The organism is uncultured Alteromonas sp. (genome assembly GCF_963976965.1).
In the GTDB taxonomy this organism is placed as follows: domain Bacteria; phylum Pseudomonadota; class Gammaproteobacteria; order Enterobacterales; family Alteromonadaceae; genus Alteromonas; species Alteromonas naphthalenivorans.
Genome location: NZ_CAXBMP010000022.1, coordinates 1 through 25,675, shown reverse-complemented (window position 1 = coordinate 25,675; position 25,675 = coordinate 1). Strand labels below are relative to the sequence as shown.

The following is a 25,675-nucleotide window of genomic DNA, read 5'->3' as shown; positions in this document are numbered from 1 at the left end:
GCATGCGGGGTAAGATATGAAGTTTTCGTTAAGTGACGACATTTATATTAAGCGTGTAAAAAAGCTTGAAATATTGAGTGCTGAACTCAAGGAAATTGCGAAGAAAGCAGGTACAGACAACCCTAAATTTGAGCGAGCATGGTCAATACTTTTAAACTTACTCAGTACAGATCGCTTTGATCAATTTAAAATTGAAGACAGGTTCGATGTACGAGCGTTGTCTATTGCTTTAACTGGGAAGAAAGAGCTTCGAAAACGTATTGAAATTAACAGTGAAATACTTGATAGGGTATCAACAGTAATTCCAAAGGGAAGTAACCTATTTAATGAAAATCTATTCCAATTCTTTCTTAGTGACTTTGATTCAATAAAAGAGCCAGATGTTGTAGGTAGATGGCTTCATACTGAACGAAAACGTAAGTCATTGAGCCGTGCAGGTGAAGAAAAAATATTGCATAGCGATGGGCCAACATATATTGCTAAACAAGCCATTGAAAGAGACGTTAACTTTGCTCAACAAGTCAGTCATTGGGGGTTAAATGAGTACTCTTCTGGTGATTTTTTAAAGCGTGCACAATTTGTTTATTTTGTAGAACAGCTTAAAAGTATACCGGTTAACGAACCACATGATTTGCTTGAGGAAGTGAGTAAACCGAATGTCGCAAATAGTCGTTACGATTCAGAAGATCTCATAGGACATGTAGCATTACGTATTTTAATCGATAGAGCGCCTACACATAATGTACATGAAAGCTGGCAAAATGCTGTTATTGCTATAGCTGGTGACCCTCGTGTACCAAAAGGCCACCCTCGCTACTCTAAATGGTGGAGTCAGTTAAACCAGCAACAAAGTAAAAAGGTGCAAAGTTGGTTGTCAAAGCTTGACTTAAAACTGTTTCTTGAAGCCTTGGAAGACTACTCAAAAAGTTCGAGGGATAGCGATATGATGCGGATGTTCCCTTCTCGTAAGCACTTTCTTGAAGGAATGCATGAGGCTGACACCATTGTTCACACTAAACTCTATCTTTCAAAAAAAGCCGATAGATATATTCGCTTAAATTACAAAGCCGAGCACGTGCCTGATTACTCTATAGTCGAGGACGGTGAGCGCTCTATTATTTATGCAGAGCTAACCCGCGGGCACATGATTGAGGGAAGTCATAATTGTCAGATTTGGTTTTATAAAAATTTACACGAATCGGCCCCCGTTTTAGAGTTTGGTACGCAGCGTATCAAATACGAAGACTTAACAGGACGCCTCAATCGTAGGATGTACTCACTAGGTTGTAGTGCTTTTGATCATTTCGCTCATTCGTCTTCGGAAACATATAAATGGCAGCAAAAATCTGTAAATACGTTAAAGCAAATGGGCGTAAAAATAAAAGCTTCAGATGTGCTTAGCGAAGAAGACTATAAAAAATATAAGCGGATGTATGGAGTAGGGTAATGAAAAACTGGATTTCATCTTTGTTCAGCGTAAAAGACTCAAGTGCAAAGTTTAACTTTGAAGTCAGCAATGAAAGTATCGATTTTTATTGTCCTGATTATCAATTTAATAAAATTAAATCAGGTGGAGCAGATGAATATCTCACTGCGCAGTATGTTGCCCTACAAATGCTCGCTGAAGAGGGTAATGCCGAAATTATCCCTAACGGATTTATAGTGCCTCATCACGTTGTTGCTGCGTTAGATGAGGATGTTTTCCAGCTATTAAACTTGCCAGCAAAATGGAATGGTAAAGCCGATGTCGATATTAAAGGCACTAGCTCAGGAGAGTCCTTTAAAGTCTCTGTCAATGTAGAATCACCTTCAGGCCGCATGACGGCAGCGTACAAACAAAATGGCAGCATTCTCGCCTTTGGTGACACCCAATATACGTTAACAAAAGCCATGTTTGCGGTTTTCTCAGCACTGTCTGATCACTCTGAGTCTGCTAAAAGTGAATCAGATAATCTTTTGCTACTGCATAGCTTACAGCAAGCTCAACAGACGGGGGCGAAACTCTCGTTAAGCCACTTTGATAAGCTGGATATACATGTACCAGACAAGGTTGCAGTAGAAGCTGAGCTTGATGCTCAAGGTAATCTCATTCTTACCCCGAGTCTGGGACAAAAGACTGATCACGATAAACTTCAACGTGTATTAGGTCAGTTACAAACCGAAAATGGCCGTACCCTAAAAGTAGGTAACGAAATTATTCTCTTTAACGAGAAAACCGCCAAAGCCGCCAAAGAAATTATCAGCCAGCGAGCCATTCCGCGCTCTCAGGTTCAACAGTTTTTAAAGGCCCCCGGTGCGTTTTTGGATGCTTCGCTTGTTGATCTGGATGTCGGATTTGCGCTTCGCGTAAAAGGGGCCACTCGCTTCAAGCACGCTTACTTTGGTGAAACCGACGAGTCGGGAATCGATTGGTTTGGTCAAAGCCATGCTGCCGGAAAAATTCTGCCAATCAGTGCGGTTACCAAAGAAGTTAAAACGCAGGAAGATCTTGCGCAACTACAGCAAGTTATAAATGATGCTAAAGCAACAGGTGCGACCGAAGTTGTCTTTGAGGGCAAAAACTACGATATCGGTAGTGAAGCCGACGTAACGCAAACCCTTATCAAACTGCAAGATAAAATTAGCAACCAGCCAGACGATGACGGCGAAAATGAGCCGGATACGCCAGACTCACCGAATAACGATGAGAATATCGATATCGACGATGGCCCAATCGTTATCGATATTGCACTAAATGATGACGAACTAGACAGCCCTTCTAAGCTGGTTGAAGAAGCACTTAATGACGTGCTGTACAGCGAAGAACTCGACTGGTCGAATCATAAGCGTACACCGTTCCCACATCAATTAGTGGGTGTTAAATGGATCCTCGGATTGGAAGAAATGGCACGCCATAAAGATCTGGTTAACGGAGCATTGCTGGCAGACGACATGGGGTTGGGTAAAACTTATATGTCACTTTCTGCTACTGAGCATTACTATCGGTTGTGCGAAGAAGCGGCCGAAACCTGTCGTCCCACACTAATTGTTGCCCCGCTAAGCTTACTGGAAAACTGGAAGGACGAAGTCGCTGCAACTTTCAACGAATCGCCTTTCAGAGACATTGTTATTTTACAGTCAGACGGCGAACTAAACCGCTTTCGTGATGGCAGTACCGAGACAAAAGGTTCTAATTTTGATGTAGATTCATTCGAGCCTCGCTACTCTCTTAAGTTCGGCGAAAAATACGGGGCGGATCGTTTGGATTTACCACGTCGCTTAGTTATCACTACCTATCAAACACTGCGTGATTACCAGTTTTCCCTGTCTCAAATTGACTGGGGCTTGGCGGTCTTTGACGAAGCGCAAAACATTAAAAACCCCAATGCGCTGCAAACCCGAGCCGCCAAAGCCTTAAAAGCTAAGTTTAAGCTCCTAGCAACCGGTACACCGGTAGAAAACAGCCTAGCCGATTTTTGGTGTTTAATGGATACCGCTTGTCCGGGTTATCTGGATTCTTACCAAACGTTCAGGCAAACCTACATTACACCTATCTTGCAGGCAGCAGGGGATGAGATCGATAACGTTAGGGCAAACTTGGGGCGTCAACTTCGGGAAAAAGTAGGGGCATTAATGCTTCGCCGCGTAAAAGAAGATAACCTCGAAGGTTTACCGCAAAAGCGTATGCTGGTTGGGATAGAGTCAAGCGACTGGCAATACGAACCTAAGCTACATGCCATTATGACTTCCTATCAGCAAAAGGTGTACGAAGGCTCTATAGAAGCTCAATTAGAAGATGAAAACAGTCATGTACTAACCACCTTAATGCGCTTACGTGATAGCTCGCTGCACCCACGATTAGCAGACGGTGGTCGATTAGACGCGCCTACATCAAAGCGTGAAATTAAAAACCTTTTCGATGAATCTGCCAAAATGGTCAAAACCATCGAAGTACTTACAGATATTCAATCGAGAAACGAAAAGTGCATTATCTTCGCGGTAAATAAACGCTTGCAACGTTTTTTAAGCATTGCGCTGGGCAGTTACTTTGGGCTTGGACCATTGCATGTTATCAATGGCGATGCCAAAGCGGTAGTAAAAAAAGCCGGTGCCTTGAGCCGTAAATCCATGATCACTGACTTTGAGGCCAAAGAAGGCTTTAACGTAATTATTATGTCGCCGGTAGCGGCCGGTGTTGGCTTAACGGTTGTGGGAGCCAACAACGTTATCCACTTCGAACGGCACTGGAATCCGGCCAAAGAAGCACAGGCTACCGACAGGGTATTTCGTATTGGCCAGAAGAAAGACGTAAACATTTACGTGCCCATATTGCATCACCCCACGTTTGAATCTTTTGATGTGAATCTGCATCGCTTGCTATCGCAAAAGTCCATGCTTAAAGACGCTGTGGTGACGCCGGGCGAAGTAATGCCTAATCCAACGGGCTCCGACAAGCATAGCCTTGGTGCTGACAGTGTTATTACCTTTGAAGATATGCCACGCTTAAGCTGGAAACAGTTCGAAGCGCTTACGCTTGAGCTACTTGCTCGCGAATCTCAGTCAGACAGTGCTTGGCTTACCAAAGACGGTTCAGACTTTGGCGCCGACGGTGTGTTAACCTTCGCCGGCGAAGCTATATTGATTCAGGCTAAACATAAGCAAGGTGCTTATAAGGGCCATAATGCAGTGCAGGAAATATCCAACGCTAATGCAATTTATGGTCAGCATTTGGGACGGGAAATTACCAAGCAGATATTTATTACCAACGCTACCCAACTGGCAAAATCAACTCGGGAAATCGCTGGTAAACTGAACGTCACTATCATTGACGGCAACGAATTAAGTGCGCTCTGCGAGCGCCATCCGATCACGTTCGGACAGGTGGTTACCCGCTTATCTAAAGAACGCTACGTGATCCAGTAACAAATTAAAGCGACGAATAAATCGCTAAGCAATACATCAGGACAAATAATGGCAATTAAAAAGAACGAACTTTATTCCTCTCTCTGGGCCAGCTGCGACGAGCTGCGCGGAGGTATGGATGCCAGCCAATATAAAGACTACGTACTCACCATGTTATTTATGAAGTACGTGACGGACAAATACAAAGGTGACCCCTACGGCATGATTGAGGTGCCGGAAGGCGCCGGCTTTGATGACATGCTTGCCGTTAAGAACGACAAAGAAATAGGCGAAAAACTCAATAAGATTATCGACGCACTGGCAGAAGCTAACGACCTGAAAGGTGTTATTGACGTTGCGGATTTCAACGACGAAGACCGTTTAGGCAAAGGCAAAGAAATGGTTGACCGCCTTACCAAGCTGGTGGGGATTTTTGAAGGCCTTAACTTAACCAATAACCGCGCCGATGGCGACGATCTGTTAGGCGATGCCTACGAATACCTGATGCGCCACTTTGCCACCGAATCCGGGAAGTCGAAAGGACAATTCTATACACCGTCAGAGGTCTCTCGTATTCTTGCTCAAGTGGTAGGTATTACCGATGACACGTCGCAGGATGCGACCGTTTATGACCCCACCTGTGGTTCGGGCTCATTGTTATTAAAAGCCAGCGACGAAGCGCCTCGAGGATTATCAATTTTCGGGCAGGAAATGGATAACGCGACCAGCGCACTGGCACGTATGAACATGATTTTGCACGGTAACGAAACCGCGAAGATCTGGAAGGGCAATACTCTTGGCAGCCCTCACTGGAAAGAAGCTAATGGCAACTTAAAAGCTTTTGATTTTGCCGTAGCCAATCCGCCGTTTTCTTACGCCAGCTGGACGAGCGGCTTAAACCCGAATGAAGATGAATTCGAGCGCTTTACTTGGGGTATTCCACCGGAGAAAAACGGTGATTACGCCTTCTTGTTGCACATTATTAAAAGCTTAAAGAGCACGGGTAAAGGGGCAGTAATCCTGCCTCACGGTGTATTATTCCGTGGCAACGCTGAAGCTCGCATACGCGAAAACCTGATTAAACAAGGGTATATCAAAGGCATTATTGGCTTACCGGCCAACCTGTTTTACGGCACAGGTATTCCGGCCTGTATTATCGTTATCGATAAAGAAAACGCACAGGCCAGATCGCTTAAAGCTACAGGTACTGCCGAAGGCATCTTCATGGTGGATGCAAGTAAAGGCTTTATGAAAGACGGCAATAAAAACCGCTTGCGCAGTCAGGATATTCATAAAATTGTGGATGTCTTTAATAAACGCATCGAGCTTAACCGCTACAGCCGTTTTGTGCCGGTAACAGAAATTGCCGACAACGACTATAACCTTAATATTCCACGCTATATCGATAGCAGCGAAGCAGAGGACTTACACGACTTATCGGCACACCTTAAAGGTGGTATTCCCAATAAAGATATCGATGCATTAAATCAGTACTGGGAAGTGTTTCCCTCATTACGAGCCAGCCTGTTTGAACCGCTGCGGGAAAACTACAGCAAGGCACTGGTAGGTGAGAGTGAAGTAAAACCCACCATCTTAAACTCGCAGGAGTTTAAGGATTTTGCAACCCGCAGCCTGTTACCGTTTAAACAGTGGGCGAGGGATTACGACCTGCGTAACGTGCAATTAGGTGACAAACCCAAAACGTGGATCTACACCCGCTCAGAGGCGCTGTTAGCCGCTTATGCCAATGCTGAACTGCTAAGTAAATACGACATTTACCAAATCCTGATGGATTACTGGGCCGAAGCTATGCAAGACGATGTTTACGTGCTGGCGCAAGACGGCTGGCTAGCCGGTAAGCAGGTTCGTGAACTGGTACCTAAAAAAGGCGAGAAGCTAAAAGAAACGCCGGACCTTACCATTGGCAGAGCCAAGTACGTAATGGAGCTCATTCCACCGCAATTAATTGTAAATCGCTATTTTAAAGCCGAGCAGCGGGCCATTGATGAATTACAAGCCAAGCAGGATGCTGCCACACAGGAACTTGAAAGTTACATTGAAGAGCAAACCGGTGAAGAGGGTTTACTCACCAACGCGCTTAACGACAAAGACAAAGTAACCAAAGCCACAGTTACCGCACAGTTAAAAAATGCCAGCGACGCGGAAGAAAAAGCCGCGCTCAAACATGCCAAAAAGCTATTTGAAACCGAAGCTACCAGCAAAAAAGCCGTAAAAGAGGCGCAGGAAGTATTGGATGCAAAAGTACTGGCTCAGTACGGCGAACTCAACGAGGAAGACTGTAAAACACTTATCGTTGACGACAAATGGCTCGCAACGCTACAAAGCCGAATACAGGCAGAAATAGAGCGGGTCACCCAGCAACTCGCCAATCGGGTTAAGCAACTGGAAGAACGCTATTCAGAGCCGCTGCCAGTACTCACCAAATCCGTTGACGAACTCAGTGATAAAGTTGCAGGGCATTTGAAGGCTATGGGGTTGGATTTATGACAGATGTAACTGAATTAGGAAAAATTCCTGATGATTGGACATCCCTGCCGCTTGGTGATGTTTGTAAGCTTATTAATGGACGCGGTTTCAAACCTTACGAATGGGTAACAGAAGGCTTTCCTATCATTAGAATTCAAAACTTAAATGGTTCAGATGATTTTAATTACTTTGACGGACATTACGATCCCAAGATTGAGATTGAGAATGGTCAGTTACTTTTCGCTTGGTCAGGAAGCCGCGGAACGTCATTTGGTCCACATATTTGGAAAGGGCAAAAAGCATTACTAAATTATCATACGTGGAAAGTAGTAATAACTGCCAAAAATTTAGCACCGGATTACTTTTATTTTGCTTTAAAGGCACTTACCAAGATAATAGAGGAATCTGCCCACGGCGCATCGGCACTTGTGCATACTCAGATGGGAGAGATGAAGAAATTTATCCTTCCTATACCAAACTTCATCAAAGAACAAACCGCCATCGCCAATGCATTATCCGACGTTGATGCATTGATAGCCGAGCTGGAAAAGCTGATCACCAAAAAGCAGGCGATTAAAACCGCCACCATGCAGCAACTGCTCACCGGCCGCACCCGCCTCCCCGAATTCGCCAACCACCCCGACGGCACTCCGAAGGGCTACAAGCAAACCGAACTGGGCGAGATTCCTGAGGACTGGGAGGTAAAGCCACTTTCTGAGCTATGTGATTTGAAGAGCGGATTAGGAATAACATCTGAATCTATAGACAACAGTAGTAAATATAGATGTTACGGTGGAAATGGTTTGAGGGGATACACAAACACTTTCACTCATGAAGGAGAGTACGTTCTTATTGGTAGACAAGGAGCTCTATGTGGAAATATTCAACATGTAAGTGGTAAATTTTTTGCCTCAGAGCATGCACTAGTTTCAACACCAAAAAATATAGTTAGTGCCTATTGGTTAGCTGTTTATTTGGAGCGCATGAACCTAAATCAATATTCAGAGTCATCTGCCCAGCCCGGTTTATCAGCAGAAAAGTTAAAAATTCTCAAATTAATCGTTCCTACTACAGAAGAACAAACCGCCATTGCCAATACCCTCTCCGATATGGACGAAGAAATTCAGTCACTGCAACAGCGCCTCGATAAAACCCGTCAGATTAAACAAGGCATGATACAGGAACTCCTCACCGGTAAAACCCGGTTAGTGTGATAGTGGAACAGGGACGTTATTCAATGAGTGAACTAAAGAAAGATATTATCTCTATTGCCGATTTGCTTACAATCGAGTCTCTTACCATTCCCGACTATCAGCGCCCTTACAAGTGGACGCTGAAAAACGTGGTGCAGCTATTTCACGACATAGATATGCATATAAGCAAGACGAGCTATCGTCTTGGTACTGTGGTGTTCCATTACGATGAAGAAAAAAATCAGAGAAACATAGTTGATGGTCAACAGCGAACGTTAACTCTGTTACTTGCCGTGTGGGCAATAATTGAAAAGCGCTTGAGTAAGATTGACCGAGGACTGTTAAAAGAGCAGATTCAGCGGCTTAGTAGCCCTGTAGAGCAATTGTTAAATGATCAGACTTTTTCTAGTGATATTAGTAAGGCAAATTTGCGGGCGAATTTTCTGGAAATTAAGAGAATAGTCGGCAGGCCGGACTTTACCGAAGCACATATCGACTTTCTTCTGAATAAGTGCCAAGTGGTGATCTTTACGCTGCAAAATGTTTCAGAAGCGTTTCAATTTTTTGATTCTCAAAATGCTAGAGGCAAGGACTTGTCTCCTCATGACCTCTTAAAAGCATATCATTTAAGAGAGTTTGGTATACCGGAACAACATTTGAAAGCTCAGTCAGTGGCAGGCTGGGAGAGTTTGAAAAGTAAGACTTTGGAAAAATTATTTGCAGATTATCTCTATCGGATAAGGCGTTGGGCAAATGGCGAGCGAGCGCTTTATTTTGGAAAGAACCAAGTAGATGTCTTTAAGGGGGTAAACCTCTACATGGGTGATGCATTTCCTTATACAACAAGTCTTAAAATAGCACACCATTACACAGACGAATTCAACCAGCAATATCAACGGAAAGTCGATGGCCAATACCAGAAGTACCCCTTTGGGTTAGACCAGCCAATTGTTAATGGCCGTCGATTTTTTGAGATGATCGCACATTATCAAAAACAGATTGAGGCATTAATAAGTAATGAATATGAATCAAGTGACGCCTTTCTTGGTGTTCAACTAAGTGACAATGCTCAAAAGATATTACAAACACTTAATTCTGCAGCTTTATATAAAAACAAACGGCGCACAGGCGATATTTATATCAGGGAGTTATTCGACTGTGCCCTTGTATTTTATTGGGATAAGTTTGGAGTAACAGATTTATCGAGAGCTATCGAGAAGCTATTTATTTGGGCATATTCCTTACGTATCCAAAGGCAAGTGTTACAACTTTCCTCAGTTGATAAATACGTAGTTGAAGAGTCGAATGTTTTTAAGCTCATATCGCAAGCCATACACCCTTCCCAGTTAATGGCGCTTCGACTACCAATGTTAAATGATGAGTTAAATCGCAATAACTCAGGCAAAAATAGAGGCAACAAGAACCAGTCCGCGGTGAGCGCAAAAGTGTATGACCCACTTGTAATTCTGTTTGAAGGAATGGGCTATTATGAGTAACACAAACGAAGTAAAAGAGTTTTCTGTTCAAGGCCTACTGGGTAGTGGCAATAATTATCTCGTTCCAATGTATCAGAGAAATTACTCTTGGGGTGAGGGCCAAATCACGCAATTGGTTCGAGATATTGCAGACTCTATGACAGCTAATAATTACTACATAGGAACATTAATCGTTTATAGGCGAGAAGATGGACATTTAGAAGTAATTGATGGTCAACAGCGTTTTACTACCTTGTCATTATTGATATCTGCTATCAAAAACCAAGCTGTTGAATACAAACGGACTAAGACGTCTAGAAAAGTAACGACGTGGTATAAGTCGCCTAATATTAACTTTGAAAGCCGTTATAAATCTCAAGCAACTTTTACAGCAATCAGTGAAGGACTGCCTTTAAAAAAACTTCAATCTGACGAAAAGAATGAGTTTAACGAAGATTTGGTTTCGGGTTATGACCTATGTTTAAAAGCACTGGCGGAGATAGGGAACGTAAAATTAACGGAGTTTGCCAATTACCTACTTAATCACGTAAAGATTATGCAGGTGGAAGTGCCTGATGATACTGATTTAAATCATTACTTTGAAATCATGAACAGCAGGGGAGAGCAACTCGAAAAGCATGAAGTATTAAAAGCTGAATTGATGTCAGTACTTCAGAGTAAGCTTCGAGGCGCTAAAAGAGAGAAAGCGCTCTATACGCTTAATCGAGTGTGGGAGGCCTGCGCTAATATGGAGCGGTACGTTCAATATGAATTTACCGTTGCTGAAAGGCATAAAATATTTGGTAAAAACGATTGGGGACGGTTTACTGTAGACAATTTTAATGCGCTGTCTGACGCACTCGATACTGATGATAAAATTGCTATAAGATTATCTATCTCTGAAATATTAGACAACAGATCTCAATCAGATAATTCCTTTTTAAAAGATGAAGCTGATAAGTTAGAAGAAGACAGATTCAGTAGTGTTATAAACTTTTCTAATTTCTTACTACATGTACTTCGCGTTTATTGTGGGGAGTATTGGTACGGTGTAGGGGAAGAACATGGGTTGCCTTCGAATGAGAAAGGCTCCGACATATCTCTTGACGATAAAAATCTAATAAAGACTTTCCAGAATAAATTATTGGACAATGTTGAAAGCCCTGCACAGGAGGTAATGGATTTTGTATTCTGCCTACTAAAATGCAAATTTCAATTTGACCAATTTGTAATCAAGCGGGAATTATCTACTGCAAATGATGGGTGGAGTTTAAAAAAACTCAGATACTACAATAAAAAAAGCGTTAGCTTTATAAATACCTTCGACACTAACGAAAATAGGGCTGATAGTGTTAACCAAGATATTCTCATGTTGTTATCTGCATTTCATGTTTCTACTCCAACACTGGCCTACAAACATTGGTTGACCGGGGTGCTTTACTTTCTGATTGAGCAGGATGAAATAAATCCCCAAAATTACTTACGGTACTTAAACAACTTAGCAAAAAGGTATATTTTTGACCACTTTTTGTGTATTGGGGAAGGTGACGAATATGCTGACATGATATTTGGTTCTGACTTTGAATATACCCCCGAAAACAAAGATTTTGAAGACCTTGATGTAGCCAAACTCAACTATCCAAACATTAAAGCGTTCGTGTTCAATTATCTTGATTATCTCCTATGGAAGGAAAACAAAGACGATAAGAACAGCAGAATGTTAGATTTTGAGTTTTCTTTCCGCAGCTCAGTTGAGCATTTTTATCCACAACATCCAATGAAAGGGCATGAGCCTCTTGATGAAGATTACCTTCACCAGTTCGGCAATCTATGCCTCATTAGTCACAACAAGAACTCTCGGTTAAGTAATATGCCGCCTGATACCAAGTTGGAAGATATAAAAGTTACTCTTTCAAATAACAAAATTGACAGCCTGAAGCTGCACAAGATGATGCAGATGACGTTAAGTGAGTGTAAGTGGGGTAAAGAGCAAATACATAAACATGGCGAAGAGATGATTGAGTTATTACTGTCTTCTACGGACAGTTAATTTACCTATCAAACACTATCATGGATAAGGGCAAGGAATGACCGATAGAGTATACATAGGCTGGGATGTCGGCGGTTGGAACTGCGATAAAAACAGTAGCAGCCGCGATGCGCTGGTAATGCTGGATAGTCGGGGCGAAATGTTTGGTTTTCCGTGGCGGGGAAATCTGGCACACATTATTAATGAATCCGATAATCAACAGGCGCTTTTAAGCACACTCTTTGCTTTATGCGAACTGGATTACCAGCAACAACAAACTGTGCTGGCCATTGATACACCCTTAACCGTCAGTAACGGTTTTCGTAAATTACTCAATGGCGTAGTAAGTAATACCCGTGTTGCAAGCCATCAAAACCCATATTTGTTCCGCTACTGCGAACGGCTGCTCGCCGATCGTGGCTTTAAACCGTTATCTGCCGTGAAAGATATGATTGGTGCTCAAGCAACCAAAGGCATGCATTTATTGGCAAAGTTTATACCTGAAAAGGTATCTACTGGCGTATGGCAACGTCAAAATATTACGGCTATTGAAGCGTATCCCTCTCCTTGCAAACAATCGAGACATATCACAGACCTGCAAAATAGGGCTCAATGGCCTTTAGCGAAGAAAAACGCTAGCAAACCAACTATGGTAAACGGTAAAGCACTCCATCAAGACCATTTTGATGCACACATTTGTGCGTTAATAGGTTGGACGTTCCAGCAACTCCCCGAGCTTTTATGGCGCCCAGAACAAGATGCGCAAGAGGCTGAAGGCTGGATCTTTGTACCCAATGATTGTTTTGTTAACAAAGAATTGAATTAAGAGGTTAACAATGACACCGACAAAAAGCTATTTTCGAATTATTGCTGGTAAAGGCAGTATGCATGCTCAAGCCTGTTTTGAGCATGGCTTCATTGGTTGTGATTGGTTAGATAATATCGACCTCACCGATAAACTTCCTGAAAATTGGCGAGAGTTTAATCATGACATGATTCCCATCTATCTAGAGTCTAACCCTGATAAGTCTAAAGTTTCTGCAGGCCTAGCGTGCGGCATGATGCACACGATATGTAAAGGGATTAAGGTTGGTGATATTGTCTTTTGTCCCAACGGACAAGGCATATACTTCGTGGGCGAAGTGACCTCTGAGTATGTTTATCGATCTAATGAAGTACTCCCGCATCGCAGATTAGTTAAGTGGTATGGCAAGGGTGTGGCACGTGAAGAAATGTCTAAGCCGCTTAAAAACTCCACAGGTTCTGTAGGTACAGTTTCTAATATCACAAAATACGCTGAAGAGTTGGAAGCTCTGCTGGAGGGGAAAGCTCCGCCAGCACTGACCCATTCAGATGCGACGGTAGAAGACCCATCTGTATTTGCGTTAGAAAAACATTTGGAAGACTTTCTTGTGGCTAATTGGGCTTCAACCGACTTAGGAAGAGAGTTCGATATCTATACCGATGAGGGAGAAATTGTCGGGCAACAATATCAGTCTGATACCGGACCTATCGATATTCTGGCAATAAGCAAAGATAAAAAGACTTTATTGGTGGTCGAACTAAAAAGAGGCCGTGCCAGCGACAATGTAGTAGGGCAAATACAACGGTATATGGGGTATGTCAAAGACGAGCTTTGCGAGCAAGGACAAACTGTTAAAGGGATCATCATTGCTCTGGAGGACGATATCAGAATCAAACGCGCACTCAGCGTGACAAATAATATCGATTTTTACCGCTATCAAGTCAGTTTTAGACTTGAAAAGCAACAGTAGAACTATAGTCGTTTAGAGATAGAGATAGAGATAGAGATAGAGATAGTGATAAATTTGAGAATTAAAAAGGTTTGTTTTGAGAACAGATGAAGAGCTCTTAGAAGAGCTAAGACGGGTATGGGAATACCCTGAGCATTCCAAGCTGATAGTAATTGGTAAAGTTGAGCAAATTTCGATTAGGGAAGGTAATTCTTTTTATATTGTTAACGAAATCCGCAATCCAAAAAACGGTCGGTTGCTCAAATATCCTGAAGCAAATGACAAAACCCGTCACACCATATTCATGGGCTCTATACCCAAAGACTTGAGAGAAGTTGGTGTTAAAGCGGGAAGTTGGATTCTATTTGAAGCGGAGTTGGCTCCACTAAGTGAACGAACAAAACGGGATAATTTGTTCGAACTTAATGTAATTAATAATGCGGTCAGCCCATTGAAAGAGTTTCCGAAAGAGCTAACTCAACCCTACCAAACAGAAAGTGGTGACTTTATAGAAGAATGGGTAATCGATGCACTACGCAAGTCACACGAAGAGAATGTACTCCGAGAGGTAAATCAGAAAAAATCGGATTTGGAAGCAGAAAATGAACTGCAATTAAAAAGTATCGAGCAACTTGGCGTTGAAAAAAAACAAATAGAGGAGTCGATAGCTTGGCTCAATGACCGTTTGGAAAACACTAAATCTGATTCGGAGGAACTGCAAAAGCAATTAGAACAGCTCCGTACGTCAAAGGAGTTAGAAGTTGCGAGCTACGACAGAGAAATTATCAAGAGAGAGAATAAATTGCTTAAACTGAATCGCTTCATTGAACAGAGAACGGAGTTATTAACTAAACTTGAGCTGCTCGATTTGCCACAAGATGGGTTAGCTGAAAATTCACCGACAGAAAGAACAGGTCATGATTTTTCTGAAGTCTTTGGCTCTGATGTAAGTGCTGCCGTGGCTTATATTCAGGTTTATTTGAAAGAAAAGGGCATCTATTACTCGCGCAACGTACTCGAGACTTTCTATGCGCTATTGATGAGTAACGATCTCATTATTCTCGCAGGTGATTCTGGTTCAGGTAAAACCAATTTGGTTAAGTCTTTTGCTGATGCAATCGGCGGCAAATCCGTCATTGTACCAGTAAAGCCTAACTGGACGAGTTCGGAAGACCTAATTGGATACTATAATCCGTTAGAAAAAAAATACCTTTCCACTCAGTTTCTGGATGCCATTATTGAAGCGAGCAAACACCCCGAAATTCCATATCTAATTTGTTTGGATGAGATGAATTTAGCGCGTGTTGAGTATTACTTCGCTGACTTTTTAAGCCTGTTGGAAGAGCGTGAGTCGCAGCCTGAATTACGGCTGTACCCTGAAGCGGAAAGCGCACATCTAGTTAGTGAGTGCAGAATGTTTCTGTCCTTAGTTGATGAAGCTACATCAAACAGTGAGTCTATTAATAGCTTCGTGGATATTCTGAAAAATGAAGAGTTGAATGAGAAACTACATAAACTCTGCGGCTTTCAGGATGGGAGTTCACTGTTAAAGTATCATTCCCAGTTACGCAAAAATTTAGGCAGCTATCTTTCAACCCCATCGAGCTTAGTTATTCCACCAAATGTAAGGTTTATTGGCGCCATTAACGTTGATGAAACCACCCATTATCTTTCACCAAAAATCCTTGATCGTGCTCATATCATCAAGTTTTCAAGTTCTTTACTCAGTAAATGGGATGATATCGAAGCTGAATTCGAAGATACCGAACTGGATATTAATTTATCGGTTATCTTGAGTCCGGGTGAACTGAATTTTAGGACATCATACCCTCGATTTGATCGTGAAGATAAATTAGTAAAATCTCTGTTGTTTATAGCCGAAGAATATCTGGAGCCTTTGGGGATAGAGTTTGGCTTACGTAGCGTTAGGCAAGCCAGAGAATTTGCAAAGCATGCAGAAAAGTTTGAAGCCAGCTATGAGCAGATATTGAACAGTCTGGTACTACATAAAATTTTGCCAAAGATGATGTTTGATGGTGAAAAAGAATTAGACGAGGATTACGCAAAAAAAGACTTGCTGAGCGAGTTCCGTGACTATCTTGGGTCTGAGCTTGATAGCCTGAGAAATTTAAAGGGAATTGATTACAGCGTAGCTGAACTTGATAGAGTTATTGCTAATGCCAAAGCCAATGATTGGGTAGTTAACTACTGGTCTCGCTAATGGCTGATTTTGAAGTTAGATACCTCGATATTAATTGGAAAAGCCCTGACACGCTTAAAAAGCTTGTTGCGAGCAATGATGCGCTGGAGCTAATTGACGATATAGACGGTTATAGCGTTGACACGGTTACCTTTCCAAAATCTTTTAAGTATGTAGGCATACGCTTTATCGATGGCAAAAAAGTTCAGCCTTCAACGCTATTAGCTGACGGCAGCCGTAAACCTTTAACGCCACTAAAAGAGCCGGGCAGTGAAAATATTTGGTGGGTACAACTCGATGATTGGACATCTTCTAAAGATAAATTGGGTGGGTATTACTACAGCAGTCTTTATCGTACGGCAGGTAAGAGTAGGGTTAAACTATTAGATGAAGTCCTAACGATAAACAACCATACGGTCAATTTTAGTGCTGATGAACTGGAATATTTTCTAAAAGATTTTAAAAACGACTTATGGCTTTTGATTCTGGACCAATCCAGTTCGATAACTTCCAAGGTGGAAAGTACAGGAACGAACTTATTTGAGCTATCGAACTTAGAATACTTGGCTGACTTTATCGACAGTGTAGAAAAAATAATAAAGAAACCAACCATCGAGTTGATTGAACAATACGGTAAGGTTAGTCGCAGACGAGTTCGGCCTCTTCCAACAACGTTCAGAGAAACAATCTCACAACCTCATGCTAGGCAGCTGACGAGTCGAGTGAGTGTTGAGAGCTACGATACCAACGAGAATCGTTATATTGCTTATTGTGCAAGCCGAATGCGGTATCTGCTGAAAAATATGCATAAGGTCGTTATTTCTCAGAAAAATCTCTATAAACGAAGACTAGAGCAAGAAGAAGTAAGGCTAGAGGAGTTATCAACGCAAAAGACTAAAAAAGCAGATCGGAGAGTATTGAAAGACGAAATTAATACACTGAAAAGCCAGCTTTCGAATATTCAGTTTGAGTTAGGTAGAAGCAATAGGCTGCTCGAACAGGCTCTCGTTATCGACCCTTCAGATGCGTTTCAAGATGAAAATTTCGCTCTTGTCCACAGAGGTTATGAGCTACGCATTGGTGATAGATTTTCAAATGAAGACAACTGTTTTTTTGTCAATTACATTGACGGTCGAGATATCAAGCATGAATCCGGCGCAAACTATGTAATTGTTAAATTACCCTTAAATCTTAATATAGACGGCGCTTCTGAAACGATAGCAAAATCAAAAATTTTAATTTCTGGATTATGTGAAAGGAAAAAGGTTGGTTTAGCAACTGGCAAATTCTGTTACCACATCACCTTTTCTCGGATTGATTCAATCCAACTATGTTCTCAAGCCGAGGAAAAATTATCTGCTGAAATAATCAGGCTTGAGAGACAAGAGACAGCATTAGCCAAGCAAGATTGGATAATCCCACTGGATAAACAAGAACTCTTAGATATTCAGAAAGAGTGTGAGATTCTGAAAAAGCGTTGTGAGGGTTTCGGTGACCTGTATGAACGCACATCAAATTGGCTTAAACCTCTTCCTGTGCTTGAACAACGTCTCAATAAACTATTTCGCTTCTTTAACAAACATACGTCGAAAATGGTGACCGTTTGCCCTAATACGATGGCCTTTGTTCAAAACCCTCATTATGCCAAAGCAAAGGCAAGCTACAAGTATTTTAAAGACAATAGCGGTGTGACAGATAGCTTTCTTGATGAAATGCTGAAAATTGATGAGATAGGCCTCGTAAATGTAGCGAATCTTTATGAACGTTGGTGTTTACTACAAATTCTAAAAATCCTGTCTCAGACATATGGGTTCAAGCCTGAAAGAGAATGGAAATCGAAATTATTGTGCGCCGTATCGCCTAATAGTTATAACATTGAACTCAATATGGAGTGTGAGGAAAGGCAACAGCGCATTATTCTTACTTACGAAAAGCAATTAAAAAATGGTAAGCGACCAGATTTTGTTATCGACTTCTTCTGCCCTGAATATGTCGAACCATCAAACTCAAATAGTTTGTGGACGACCCGGGGGGAGAAGAAATATCGCTTAGTACTCGATGCTAAGTTCAGGGGAGAAGAAACAGAAGACACATTAGCGGCAATAGTAGATGATCTAAGACTAAACAAGGATTATTCAGAAGGCGATAGCAATCCTGTGTTTATCATTCATCCCGTTAGAAAAGCAATCGATAATCCAACGTCTCCCTTGGAGTGGGGAGAGAATTGTAATTATGGACAGACTAATGCTCACAAATATGGGTCTATTTTCTTATCCCCTTCGATAGATAGCTACCGGTCAGCAGAGCATCTTCAGAGACTTCTTGGCCTGTTTCTTCAACCCAAGGGCGTTATACTTTCTAATCCATGGAGCATCGGTAATGTTGCTTGGCATAACATGAGCTGTATTGGATGTGGTCAACCCATGGTAGAAAAGTATTCGCCCACTAAACGTGGTAAGCCAAGATGGGAGCTAACATGTTCAGCATGTTCGTTACTAACGATTAAAACGGTATGCAGAAAATGCTCTAAACCTCTATTTAAGAATGGTTTAAAGTGGACATATCATCGTACAAGGGCAACTCAAACGTCCAATGTCGTGTGCCCGTCTTGTGAAGAATTTTTATAAAAATTTGAAGCTGGATGATTTATTAAAGGATTATTATGAGCCAAGTCGGTCAAAAAGAAAAAGAAACTCAAAAACGTGTTGTTGCCTTCTTCTCTGAAGAGCTTGAATACGATTATTTGGGCGATTGGACAGAGCGTGAAAATCGTAATGTTGAGGTATCTCTTTTAGAGGATTGGCTGGAAAGGCGAAATATTGATACATCCTTGATATCCCGTGTATTACATGAATTAGGCAAGGCCGCAGCGCTTGGCGAAGGGAAAAGCTTGTATGAAGCTAATAAAGAAATCTATCGGTTACTTCGTTACGGCGTAAAGGTAAAAGGTGGAGCTGGTGAACAGTTTCAGACCGTGTGGTTGATAGATTGGAAGAATCCTCAGGCAAACGACTTTGCGATTGCTGAAGAAGTCTCGATAAAGGGGCCAAATACCAAACGCCCTGATATTGTGATTTATGTAAACGGGATCGCGTTGAGCGTTCTCGAACTAAAACGTTCGTTTGTAGATGTGAGTGAAGGCATTCGTCAGAATCTGGATAATCAGAAAAAGAGTTTTATTCGTAATTTCTTCACCACTATGCAACTAGTGATGGCCGGTAATGACACGCAAGGATTGCGCTACGGCACTATCGAAACACCCGAAAAATATTATCTTGAGTGGAAAGAACAAGGGGTAGAACCATACCCTCATAAACTTGATAATGACCTTTTCCGTCTTTGCAGCAAAGCACGTTTTTTACAGATTATCCACGACTTCATTGTATTTGATAAAGGCGTAAAGAAAACTTGTAGGCATAATCAGTTCTTTGGGATACAGGCTGCTAAACAACATATCGATGCTCGACAAGGCGGAATTATCTGGCATACGCAAGGCTCAGGTAAGAGCCTTACAATGGTGTGGCTGGCAAAGTGGATCAGGGAAAATGTTACTAATGCTCGTGTTCTCATAATAACCGACAGAACAGAGCTTGATGAGCAAATTGAGGGCGTATTTTATGGTGTGGATGAAGAAATCTATCGAAGTAAAAGTGGGGCAGATCTCGTATCTACGATAAATCAAACTAATCCTTGGTTACTGTGCTCATTAGTGCATAAATTCGGCCGCCAAAGTGCCAATGAAGACGAGAGTACACAGGACTTCATCGCTTCTTTGCGTTCTGCATTACCAGACAATTTTGCACCCAAAGGTAATTTGTTTGTTTTCGTGGATGAGTGTCACCGTACTCAATCCGGCAAACTCCACCAAGCCATGAAATCGATTCTACCGGATGCCATGTTCATTGGCTTTACCGGTACGCCGCTAATGAAGAAAGACAAGGCTCGCTCAGTAGAGATCTTCGGCCCGTATATCCATACTTACAAATTTGATGAAGCGGTGGCTGATGGTGTCGTGCTTGACTTGCGCTATGAAGCCAGAGATATCGATCAGGCAATATCTTCACATAAAAAAGTCGACCAGTGGTTTGAAGCAAAAACAAGCGGTATGTCGAATATCGCTAAAACCCAGTTGAAGCAGAAATGGGGATCGATGCAGAAGCTACTGTCGTCTCGTTCGCGACTGGAACAGATCGTAAGCGATATATTGCTGGATATGGATACAAAACCTCGTCTTAAAGAAGGGCGGGGTAATGCTATGCTCGTGTGTGCTAGCGTGCATCAAGCTTGTGCAGTTTATGACATGTTCGTAAAGACGGAGTTGGCTGGTAAATGCGCTATAGTAACAAGCTATCAACCCACAAGTGCGAGTATTAAGGGCGAGACTACAGGTGAAGGTCTCACGGAAAAGCTCTTCAAATATGAAGTTTACCGGAAGATGCTCGCAGAATATTTTGAAAAGCCGGAAGACGAAGCAGCAAAGCTAGTTGAAGAGTTCGAAAAACAAGTGAAACAAAAGTTTATCAAAGAGCCCGGTCAAATGCGGCTCTTAATAGTTGTTGATAAATTACTAACGGGCTTTGATGCGCCGTCGGCAACGTATTTGTATATTGATAAGCAAATGGCAGATCACAATCTATTCCAAGCCATCTGCCGGGTAAACCGTCTCGACACTGAGGATAAAGATGTCGGGTATATTGTTGACTATAAAGATCTATTTAAGAGCTTAGATAAAGCGATTAGTGATTATACCGGTGAGGCTTTCGATAGTTATGACAGCGAAGATGTTGAGGGCTTATTGAAAGACAGACTCACCGAGGCTAGGGCCGAGTTAGAAACAGCGTTAGAAATGGTGAGAGGGCTGTGTGAGCCGGTTAAAGCACCTAAGGAAACGCAGGATTATTTGATTTATTTTTGTGGATCATCCGGTGATAACTCCGACGAACTTTTTGATAAGGAAAACTTGAGACTGACGTTTTACAAAGCGGTTGCTAAGCTTATCCGTAATTTTGGGAATCTAGCAAATGAGATGGGAAAAGCCGGTTATACATCTCAACAAACTGAGAAGATTCGTCAGGAAGTTTTGCACTTTGAAACAGTAAGAAACGAAGTTAAGGTCGCTAGTAAAGATAGTGTCGATATGAAGCAGTATGAGCCAGCGATGCGCTTTTTACTCGATACATACGTCAGAGCGAAGCCCAGCGAACAACTTGTCGAAATTGAAGATTTGGGTTTAGTTGATCTCATTGTTAAAAAAGGAGCAGAAGCGCTTGATGACTTGCCTGAAGGGATTAAAGAGAGTCAGGAAAATATGGCTGAAACAATCGAGAATAACGTTCGTAGGACTATTGTTGATGAGAATCCGGTAAACCCGAAATATTATGAGCAAATGTCTACACTGCTGGCAGAGCTTATTAATCTCCGGAAGCAGAAGGCCATTGAATATCAGGACTACTTAGAGAAGATAATCGCGTTAGCTAAAATGGTAAAAGTGCCTTCTGATGCTGATGATAAGTATCCTTCAAGCATGGACACGCAAGCAAAGAAAGCTTTCTATGATAACTTCGGTAAAAACGAGTCACTTGTAACAATGTTAGATAGGACTATTCGAGAAACCAAAAAAGCCGACTGGATAGGAGATCGGTTTAAAGAGCGCGAAATAGCACGAGCGGTCGCTGATACAGCGGCAGGTTATGACATTAACGTCACTGATGTCATTGAACTTGCAAAAAAACAGAAAGATTATCAGTAATGGCCGATGTTTCGGAGTTAAAAATAGGTGAATTAAGTTTCGCACTACATAGAAAACCAATTAAGAACCTTCACATCAATGTTTTACCACCTGATGGAAGGGTGAGAGTTTCAGTTCCTACAGCCATGACTGATACTGCAATTAGGACCGCTGTAGTATCAAAGCTTGCTTGGATAAAGAAACAACAGAGAGACTTTGTCGAGCAGCCTCGTCAGTCACCTCGCGAGTTTATCGATGGTGAGGCCCATTTTCTTTGGGGGCAAAAATATCGCTTACGCATAATCAGTGTCAGCAAAAAAGCTGAAGTACAGGGTGTAAAGAATCGACGATTACAAGCAGCTATTACTGAAGAAATGTCTCTTGAAGACAAACAAACTCTGTTTGATGCGTTTTATAAAACGGAAACCCAGAAAGCACTGGAGTCGCTAAAAGAATTTTGGGCTCGAAAGTTGGAGCGGACTCCGTCGTCAGTAACTGTGCGGAGAATGAAAACGAAGTGGGGCAGCTGCAACACAGATTCAAAGCGCATCATCATCAACTCTGAACTAGCCAAAAAGCCTTTCGAGTGCCTTGAGTATATTGTGGCTCACGAGTTTGTGCATCTCCTAGAACGGCATCACAACGAACGCTTTATAGCTCATATGGATAAGTTAATGCCCAACTGGAGGGAGCGGCGTGATCTATTGAACAGTTTGCCGCTTGCGCATGAAGATTGGCAATATTAGCTTTTATAATCTTGAATGCTGATGATAGAGAACACAGACCGGTAATGTTCGAGACCTAGACCTCATTTCTTAGCTCTAGTGCACACAGATATCAAATTGTATGTTATAAATTATTCTAACGATTATAAACAATTATAAAATTATAAATAAAAATAATGACAGAATTCTCTGAGCGTATTTTAGGCAATAACTGGTAAAAAACGTGTGATTCCGAACTGCCTTTTGCGACATTTTAAGTGCCATTTGAGGCAGTTAGATTGCCTCAAAAGACAGTCTAACTGTCATTTAAGTCACTTTAATTGCCTTAAAAGCCATCTAAGTTGCCTCACGTGCAAAGATCTGAATTAAAAAGGGTTGTAAATTCAGCGAAAGGTAGTTGCTGACTATTTATACTTTTGGGTTTTATCTCTTGCGACTTCAGAAACCTCAAATTGGTATTTTTTGGCTTTATAAGTCTGTAGTAATTGCGAAACAAGAAGACCTTAACACGCTGACTTGCGATAGCATGGGTCTCTATGATAGTGACCTCAGCCACGTCGTCGAGTGGGAAGAAAAAAGAATATATCGACCATTTTTTCCTGAGCTCGAAGGAAGTCAATATCAAGAATTCAGCAGGGGACGCGTAATTTATTCAGCTAACGATAACGTATTCAGAATATATGCTGATAGAAAAATAGTAAAAAGCGCCAAAAATCGGAGCGCAATAATTGAGAAGTTCAAGCTCAGTAACTTTGCATGCATGTGGCTTCTAGACCCTCACTATAAAGTTTTTCGCTGAGCACACGTATAGTCAGGCTTCTCTTCATAGCGGCAATTACTTACTAAAACTAGTAAACACATAATGACTACTGGAAGTAAACACAATAAGCTTTTCACGATGTGTATACCCTTAGTAAACACATTGTGTTTACCGGTAAAATTAATGCCTGTTTACTGAAATAATAAGCTCGCGAATTCAACTCCGAAGTGCACCACTCGCTAACTATTGCAGCTCAAATTTCTTGCAATATGAAGCGACGTGAATCAGACTAATGTTAGGTAAGAGGAAGTCGGCGTGAATGAAAATTTCAATGAAATATCCGAAGAAGTCGTAGGTTCTCAATTGCGTAATTTTTTTGGTAATGACGATGAAATGATTAACGAGTGGATTAATACTCCGCTTCCGATACTATCTGGTCAAACGCCTTCTGAATTATTCGCTTCAGCAGAAGGAAGAAAAAAAGTTGTCTACATCCTCGGATTGATGGCCAACGGCGACACTGCGTAGTCTTTTTGTTTAATCAAATCGATGCTGGTACTGTCCTTACAGTCTGGTCTGATCATGCTTTATCTAACTCTCTACTGTCTCTGGGACGGTTTGCATACAGAATAAGGTTTCCAGAGAAGGGTGTGAGTAATTTCGTTAAATACTGCTATTTCTGCTTTATTCTAACGGTGAATCTTATGGTGCCTCTTTCTTTGTGCCAGTTTATCCCTTCTACTGCTACTATTGAAATGGCCGTTGAGTACTTGAAGCGGACCCTTAGATAATAGAAAAACAAGGAGCCGCTGAACATGGATTTCTTCGCTTTACCTGTGATGATTTCAAGCATGTGAAACTAGCGGCTTTTAGCGACAAAAAGCGTTAACGTTTCTTTAATTTATGCTACGATATTGTATATAAATTGAACACCCACATCGCAATATAGCTAACAAGGATGAATTATGGCAACAAATGATATAACTAAAGTAATTACTACTCTCCTAACCGCGCCTACAGACGCAGTTGTGCAAGCAGCAACTATTCAGCGCAAAACTTGGATTAACTGGCTGAAAGACGTACTTAGGCTGGTAAATGATGCTGACGACACTCAGAAAAAGAAAATTATTGATGAACATATGAAACTAGCACCAATATGGAAAGTTGGTGCACAAGTTTCGATTGGCATTACTATGAGGGTCTCGTCAATTGAGAGAGCAGAAGGCAGTGCTTCTTTGGGTTTGGGGGTCGGTCTGTTGCAAGCATCGGGTTCTTTTGGATTTATGCAAGAGACGACAAACGAAAGCATATTACAAGCACGTGCGCAATACGCACTTTCTAATGATACAGAAATAACCCTTTCTGAATATTTAAACGACTTAGGAGTAACGCTATCAGATGCAGCTTCGGTTCAAAATGCAATTGATAAACTGGCAGTAGCATCTACACCATTAGAGGAAAGTTAACAACCATGGCCATATCGGAGAAAAAAGACCAGAGTGCGCCTAAAAATCAAACTCTTGACGATTTGTTACTGGCATTGCAAAAATCAATTAGTCGAGTAAACAAGGCTTCTTCAAATGTCGATAGTAGTCAAGCTCGCGCATTAATAACTGGAACTGTTTCATTCAATTTAACTTGTAAATGTGAAATGCTCGATACAGATAAATTAATTGTCAATGACGAAGGAAGTATAGAGTTAAGCCTTGCAGGGAAAATTGATACTGATATTGGAGTAATTAGAATGGAAGAAGAAAAAAATGCCTCCTCCAAATAGAACAGGTAGACGAAGAAATAGACGTTCAGATGATGACGATAGAAATAGGACTGATAGGGACGCCTTGACCGTTGGTGAAGTTTTCGAATCAGCTATTAACGATGTAGTCGAAATGCGAAAAAGTATTGGCTTTAAAGGTGTTGTCGACGTTGGTGTAACCTTTAAATCGGTATCGGTGGATCGTGATGGTTTTATTTCGGTTATTATCGGAGGAAGTGACAGTCAAGAAACCACTACCCAGATACAACTTGCAACAAGAGTTCACCTCGATGATAAGCCGGAAAAATAGGAATAGAAAGCTCTCTTCGAATTCTATATGTTATGGTCATTAATGTGTTACTAAATTAATGTTATCGGCGGGTTCCTAATTTTCGTCTCGAGGGTTGATGTTGTTCGTGTTTACTTGATTTCACGTTTCTGTGTAAATGCTATTAGACCGCTTTAATGAAAATGTAAATTTAACAGGATGGATTCTAATGAAATTGCTTTTCTTACCACTCATTACCCTTTGTTTAATTTCTGGCTGCTCATTAGCACCACAGAAACTTAATAGGGACAACTACCTTGCAATTAGTGGAGACTATGAAAAACCAAATTCAGATTATTTAACGCAGGTGATGGGTTTGCCATTAAACCCCTATGATTCTATCTGCAGACAAAATGTAG

Annotated in this window: 17 protein-coding genes; all 17 read left to right on the top strand. The window is 41.6% G+C overall.

Annotation, left to right across the window (positions count from 1 at the left end):
• The first annotated feature begins 16 nt into the window (after nucleotides 1-16).
• A complete protein-coding gene (locus tag AAC006_RS15435; RefSeq protein ID WP_339891846.1) occupies nucleotides 17-1,447 on the top strand; it encodes an EH signature domain-containing protein in 1,431 nt (476 codons plus the stop codon).
• Complete coding sequence (locus AAC006_RS15430) at nucleotides 1,447-4,902, top strand: SNF2-related protein (protein WP_339891845.1); 3,456 nt, start codon at nucleotides 1,447-1,449, stop codon at nucleotides 4,900-4,902. The genes AAC006_RS15435 and AAC006_RS15430 overlap by 1 nt, the downstream gene beginning before the upstream one ends.
• 48 nt (nucleotides 4,903-4,950) lie before the next feature.
• Nucleotides 4,951-7,389 carry a type I restriction-modification system subunit M gene (locus AAC006_RS15425; RefSeq protein ID WP_339891843.1) on the top strand — a complete coding sequence of 813 codons (2,439 nt, stop codon included), beginning with the start codon at nucleotides 4,951-4,953 and terminating at the stop codon, nucleotides 7,387-7,389.
• Nucleotides 7,386-8,582, top strand: coding sequence for a restriction endonuclease subunit S (locus tag AAC006_RS15420; protein ID WP_339891842.1), 1,197 nt, complete (start codon nucleotides 7,386-7,388; stop codon nucleotides 8,580-8,582). Before AAC006_RS15425 ends, AAC006_RS15420 begins: the two co-directional genes overlap by 4 nt.
• Nucleotides 8,583-8,605: 23 nt before the next feature.
• Nucleotides 8,606-10,057 (top strand): DUF262 domain-containing protein, encoded by a 1,452-nt coding sequence (locus AAC006_RS15415; protein ID WP_339891841.1) that lies wholly within the window; start codon nucleotides 8,606-8,608, stop codon nucleotides 10,055-10,057.
• The gene (locus AAC006_RS15410) at nucleotides 10,050-12,086 is read left to right on the top strand and encodes a DUF262 domain-containing HNH endonuclease family protein (RefSeq protein ID WP_339891839.1); all 2,037 of its coding nucleotides are present in this window, start codon (nucleotides 10,050-10,052) and stop codon (nucleotides 12,084-12,086) included. Before AAC006_RS15415 ends, AAC006_RS15410 begins: the two co-directional genes overlap by 8 nt.
• Nucleotides 12,087-12,123: 37 nt before the next feature.
• Nucleotides 12,124-12,891: a hypothetical protein gene (locus AAC006_RS15405; RefSeq protein ID WP_339891838.1), complete on the top strand. Its 768-nt coding sequence runs from the start codon at nucleotides 12,124-12,126 to the stop codon at nucleotides 12,889-12,891.
• 10 nt (nucleotides 12,892-12,901) lie between these two features.
• Nucleotides 12,902-13,840 carry an endonuclease NucS domain-containing protein gene (locus AAC006_RS15400; protein ID WP_339891837.1) on the top strand — a complete coding sequence of 313 codons (939 nt, stop codon included), beginning with the start codon at nucleotides 12,902-12,904 and terminating at the stop codon, nucleotides 13,838-13,840.
• Nucleotides 13,841-13,916: 76 nt separating this feature from the next.
• Nucleotides 13,917-16,040, top strand: coding sequence for an AAA family ATPase (locus tag AAC006_RS15395; RefSeq protein ID WP_339891836.1), 2,124 nt, complete (start codon nucleotides 13,917-13,919; stop codon nucleotides 16,038-16,040).
• The gene (locus tag AAC006_RS15390; RefSeq protein WP_339891834.1) at nucleotides 16,040-18,646 is read left to right on the top strand and encodes a nuclease domain-containing protein; all 2,607 of its coding nucleotides are present in this window, start codon (nucleotides 16,040-16,042) and stop codon (nucleotides 18,644-18,646) included. The genes AAC006_RS15395 and AAC006_RS15390 overlap by 1 nt, the downstream gene beginning before the upstream one ends.
• Nucleotides 18,647-18,681: 35 nt before the next feature.
• Nucleotides 18,682-21,768: a type I restriction endonuclease subunit R gene (locus tag AAC006_RS15385; protein WP_339891833.1), complete on the top strand. Its 3,087-nt coding sequence runs from the start codon at nucleotides 18,682-18,684 to the stop codon at nucleotides 21,766-21,768.
• Nucleotides 21,768-22,493, top strand: coding sequence for a SprT family zinc-dependent metalloprotease (locus AAC006_RS15380; protein WP_339891832.1), 726 nt, complete (start codon nucleotides 21,768-21,770; stop codon nucleotides 22,491-22,493). Before AAC006_RS15385 ends, AAC006_RS15380 begins: the two co-directional genes overlap by 1 nt.
• Nucleotides 22,494-23,547: 1,054 nt before the next feature.
• The gene (locus tag AAC006_RS15375; protein ID WP_339891830.1) at nucleotides 23,548-23,760 is read left to right on the top strand and encodes an MbcA/ParS/Xre antitoxin family protein; all 213 of its coding nucleotides are present in this window, start codon (nucleotides 23,548-23,550) and stop codon (nucleotides 23,758-23,760) included.
• A 437-nt stretch (nucleotides 23,761-24,197) separates the two neighbouring features.
• On the top strand, nucleotides 24,198-24,698 hold the full coding sequence (locus tag AAC006_RS15370; RefSeq protein WP_339891829.1) for a hypothetical protein: 501 nt from the start codon (nucleotides 24,198-24,200) through the stop codon (nucleotides 24,696-24,698).
• 5 nt (nucleotides 24,699-24,703) lie between these two features.
• Nucleotides 24,704-25,009 carry a hypothetical protein gene (locus AAC006_RS15365; RefSeq protein WP_339891828.1) on the top strand — a complete coding sequence of 102 codons (306 nt, stop codon included), beginning with the start codon at nucleotides 24,704-24,706 and terminating at the stop codon, nucleotides 25,007-25,009.
• On the top strand, nucleotides 24,993-25,298 hold the full coding sequence (locus AAC006_RS15360; RefSeq protein WP_339891827.1) for a hypothetical protein: 306 nt from the start codon (nucleotides 24,993-24,995) through the stop codon (nucleotides 25,296-25,298). The genes AAC006_RS15365 and AAC006_RS15360 overlap by 17 nt, the downstream gene beginning before the upstream one ends.
• 187 nt (nucleotides 25,299-25,485) lie before the next feature.
• The coding region (locus AAC006_RS15355) for a hypothetical protein (protein WP_339891825.1) at nucleotides 25,486-25,675 on the top strand (190 nt) is incomplete at its 3' end.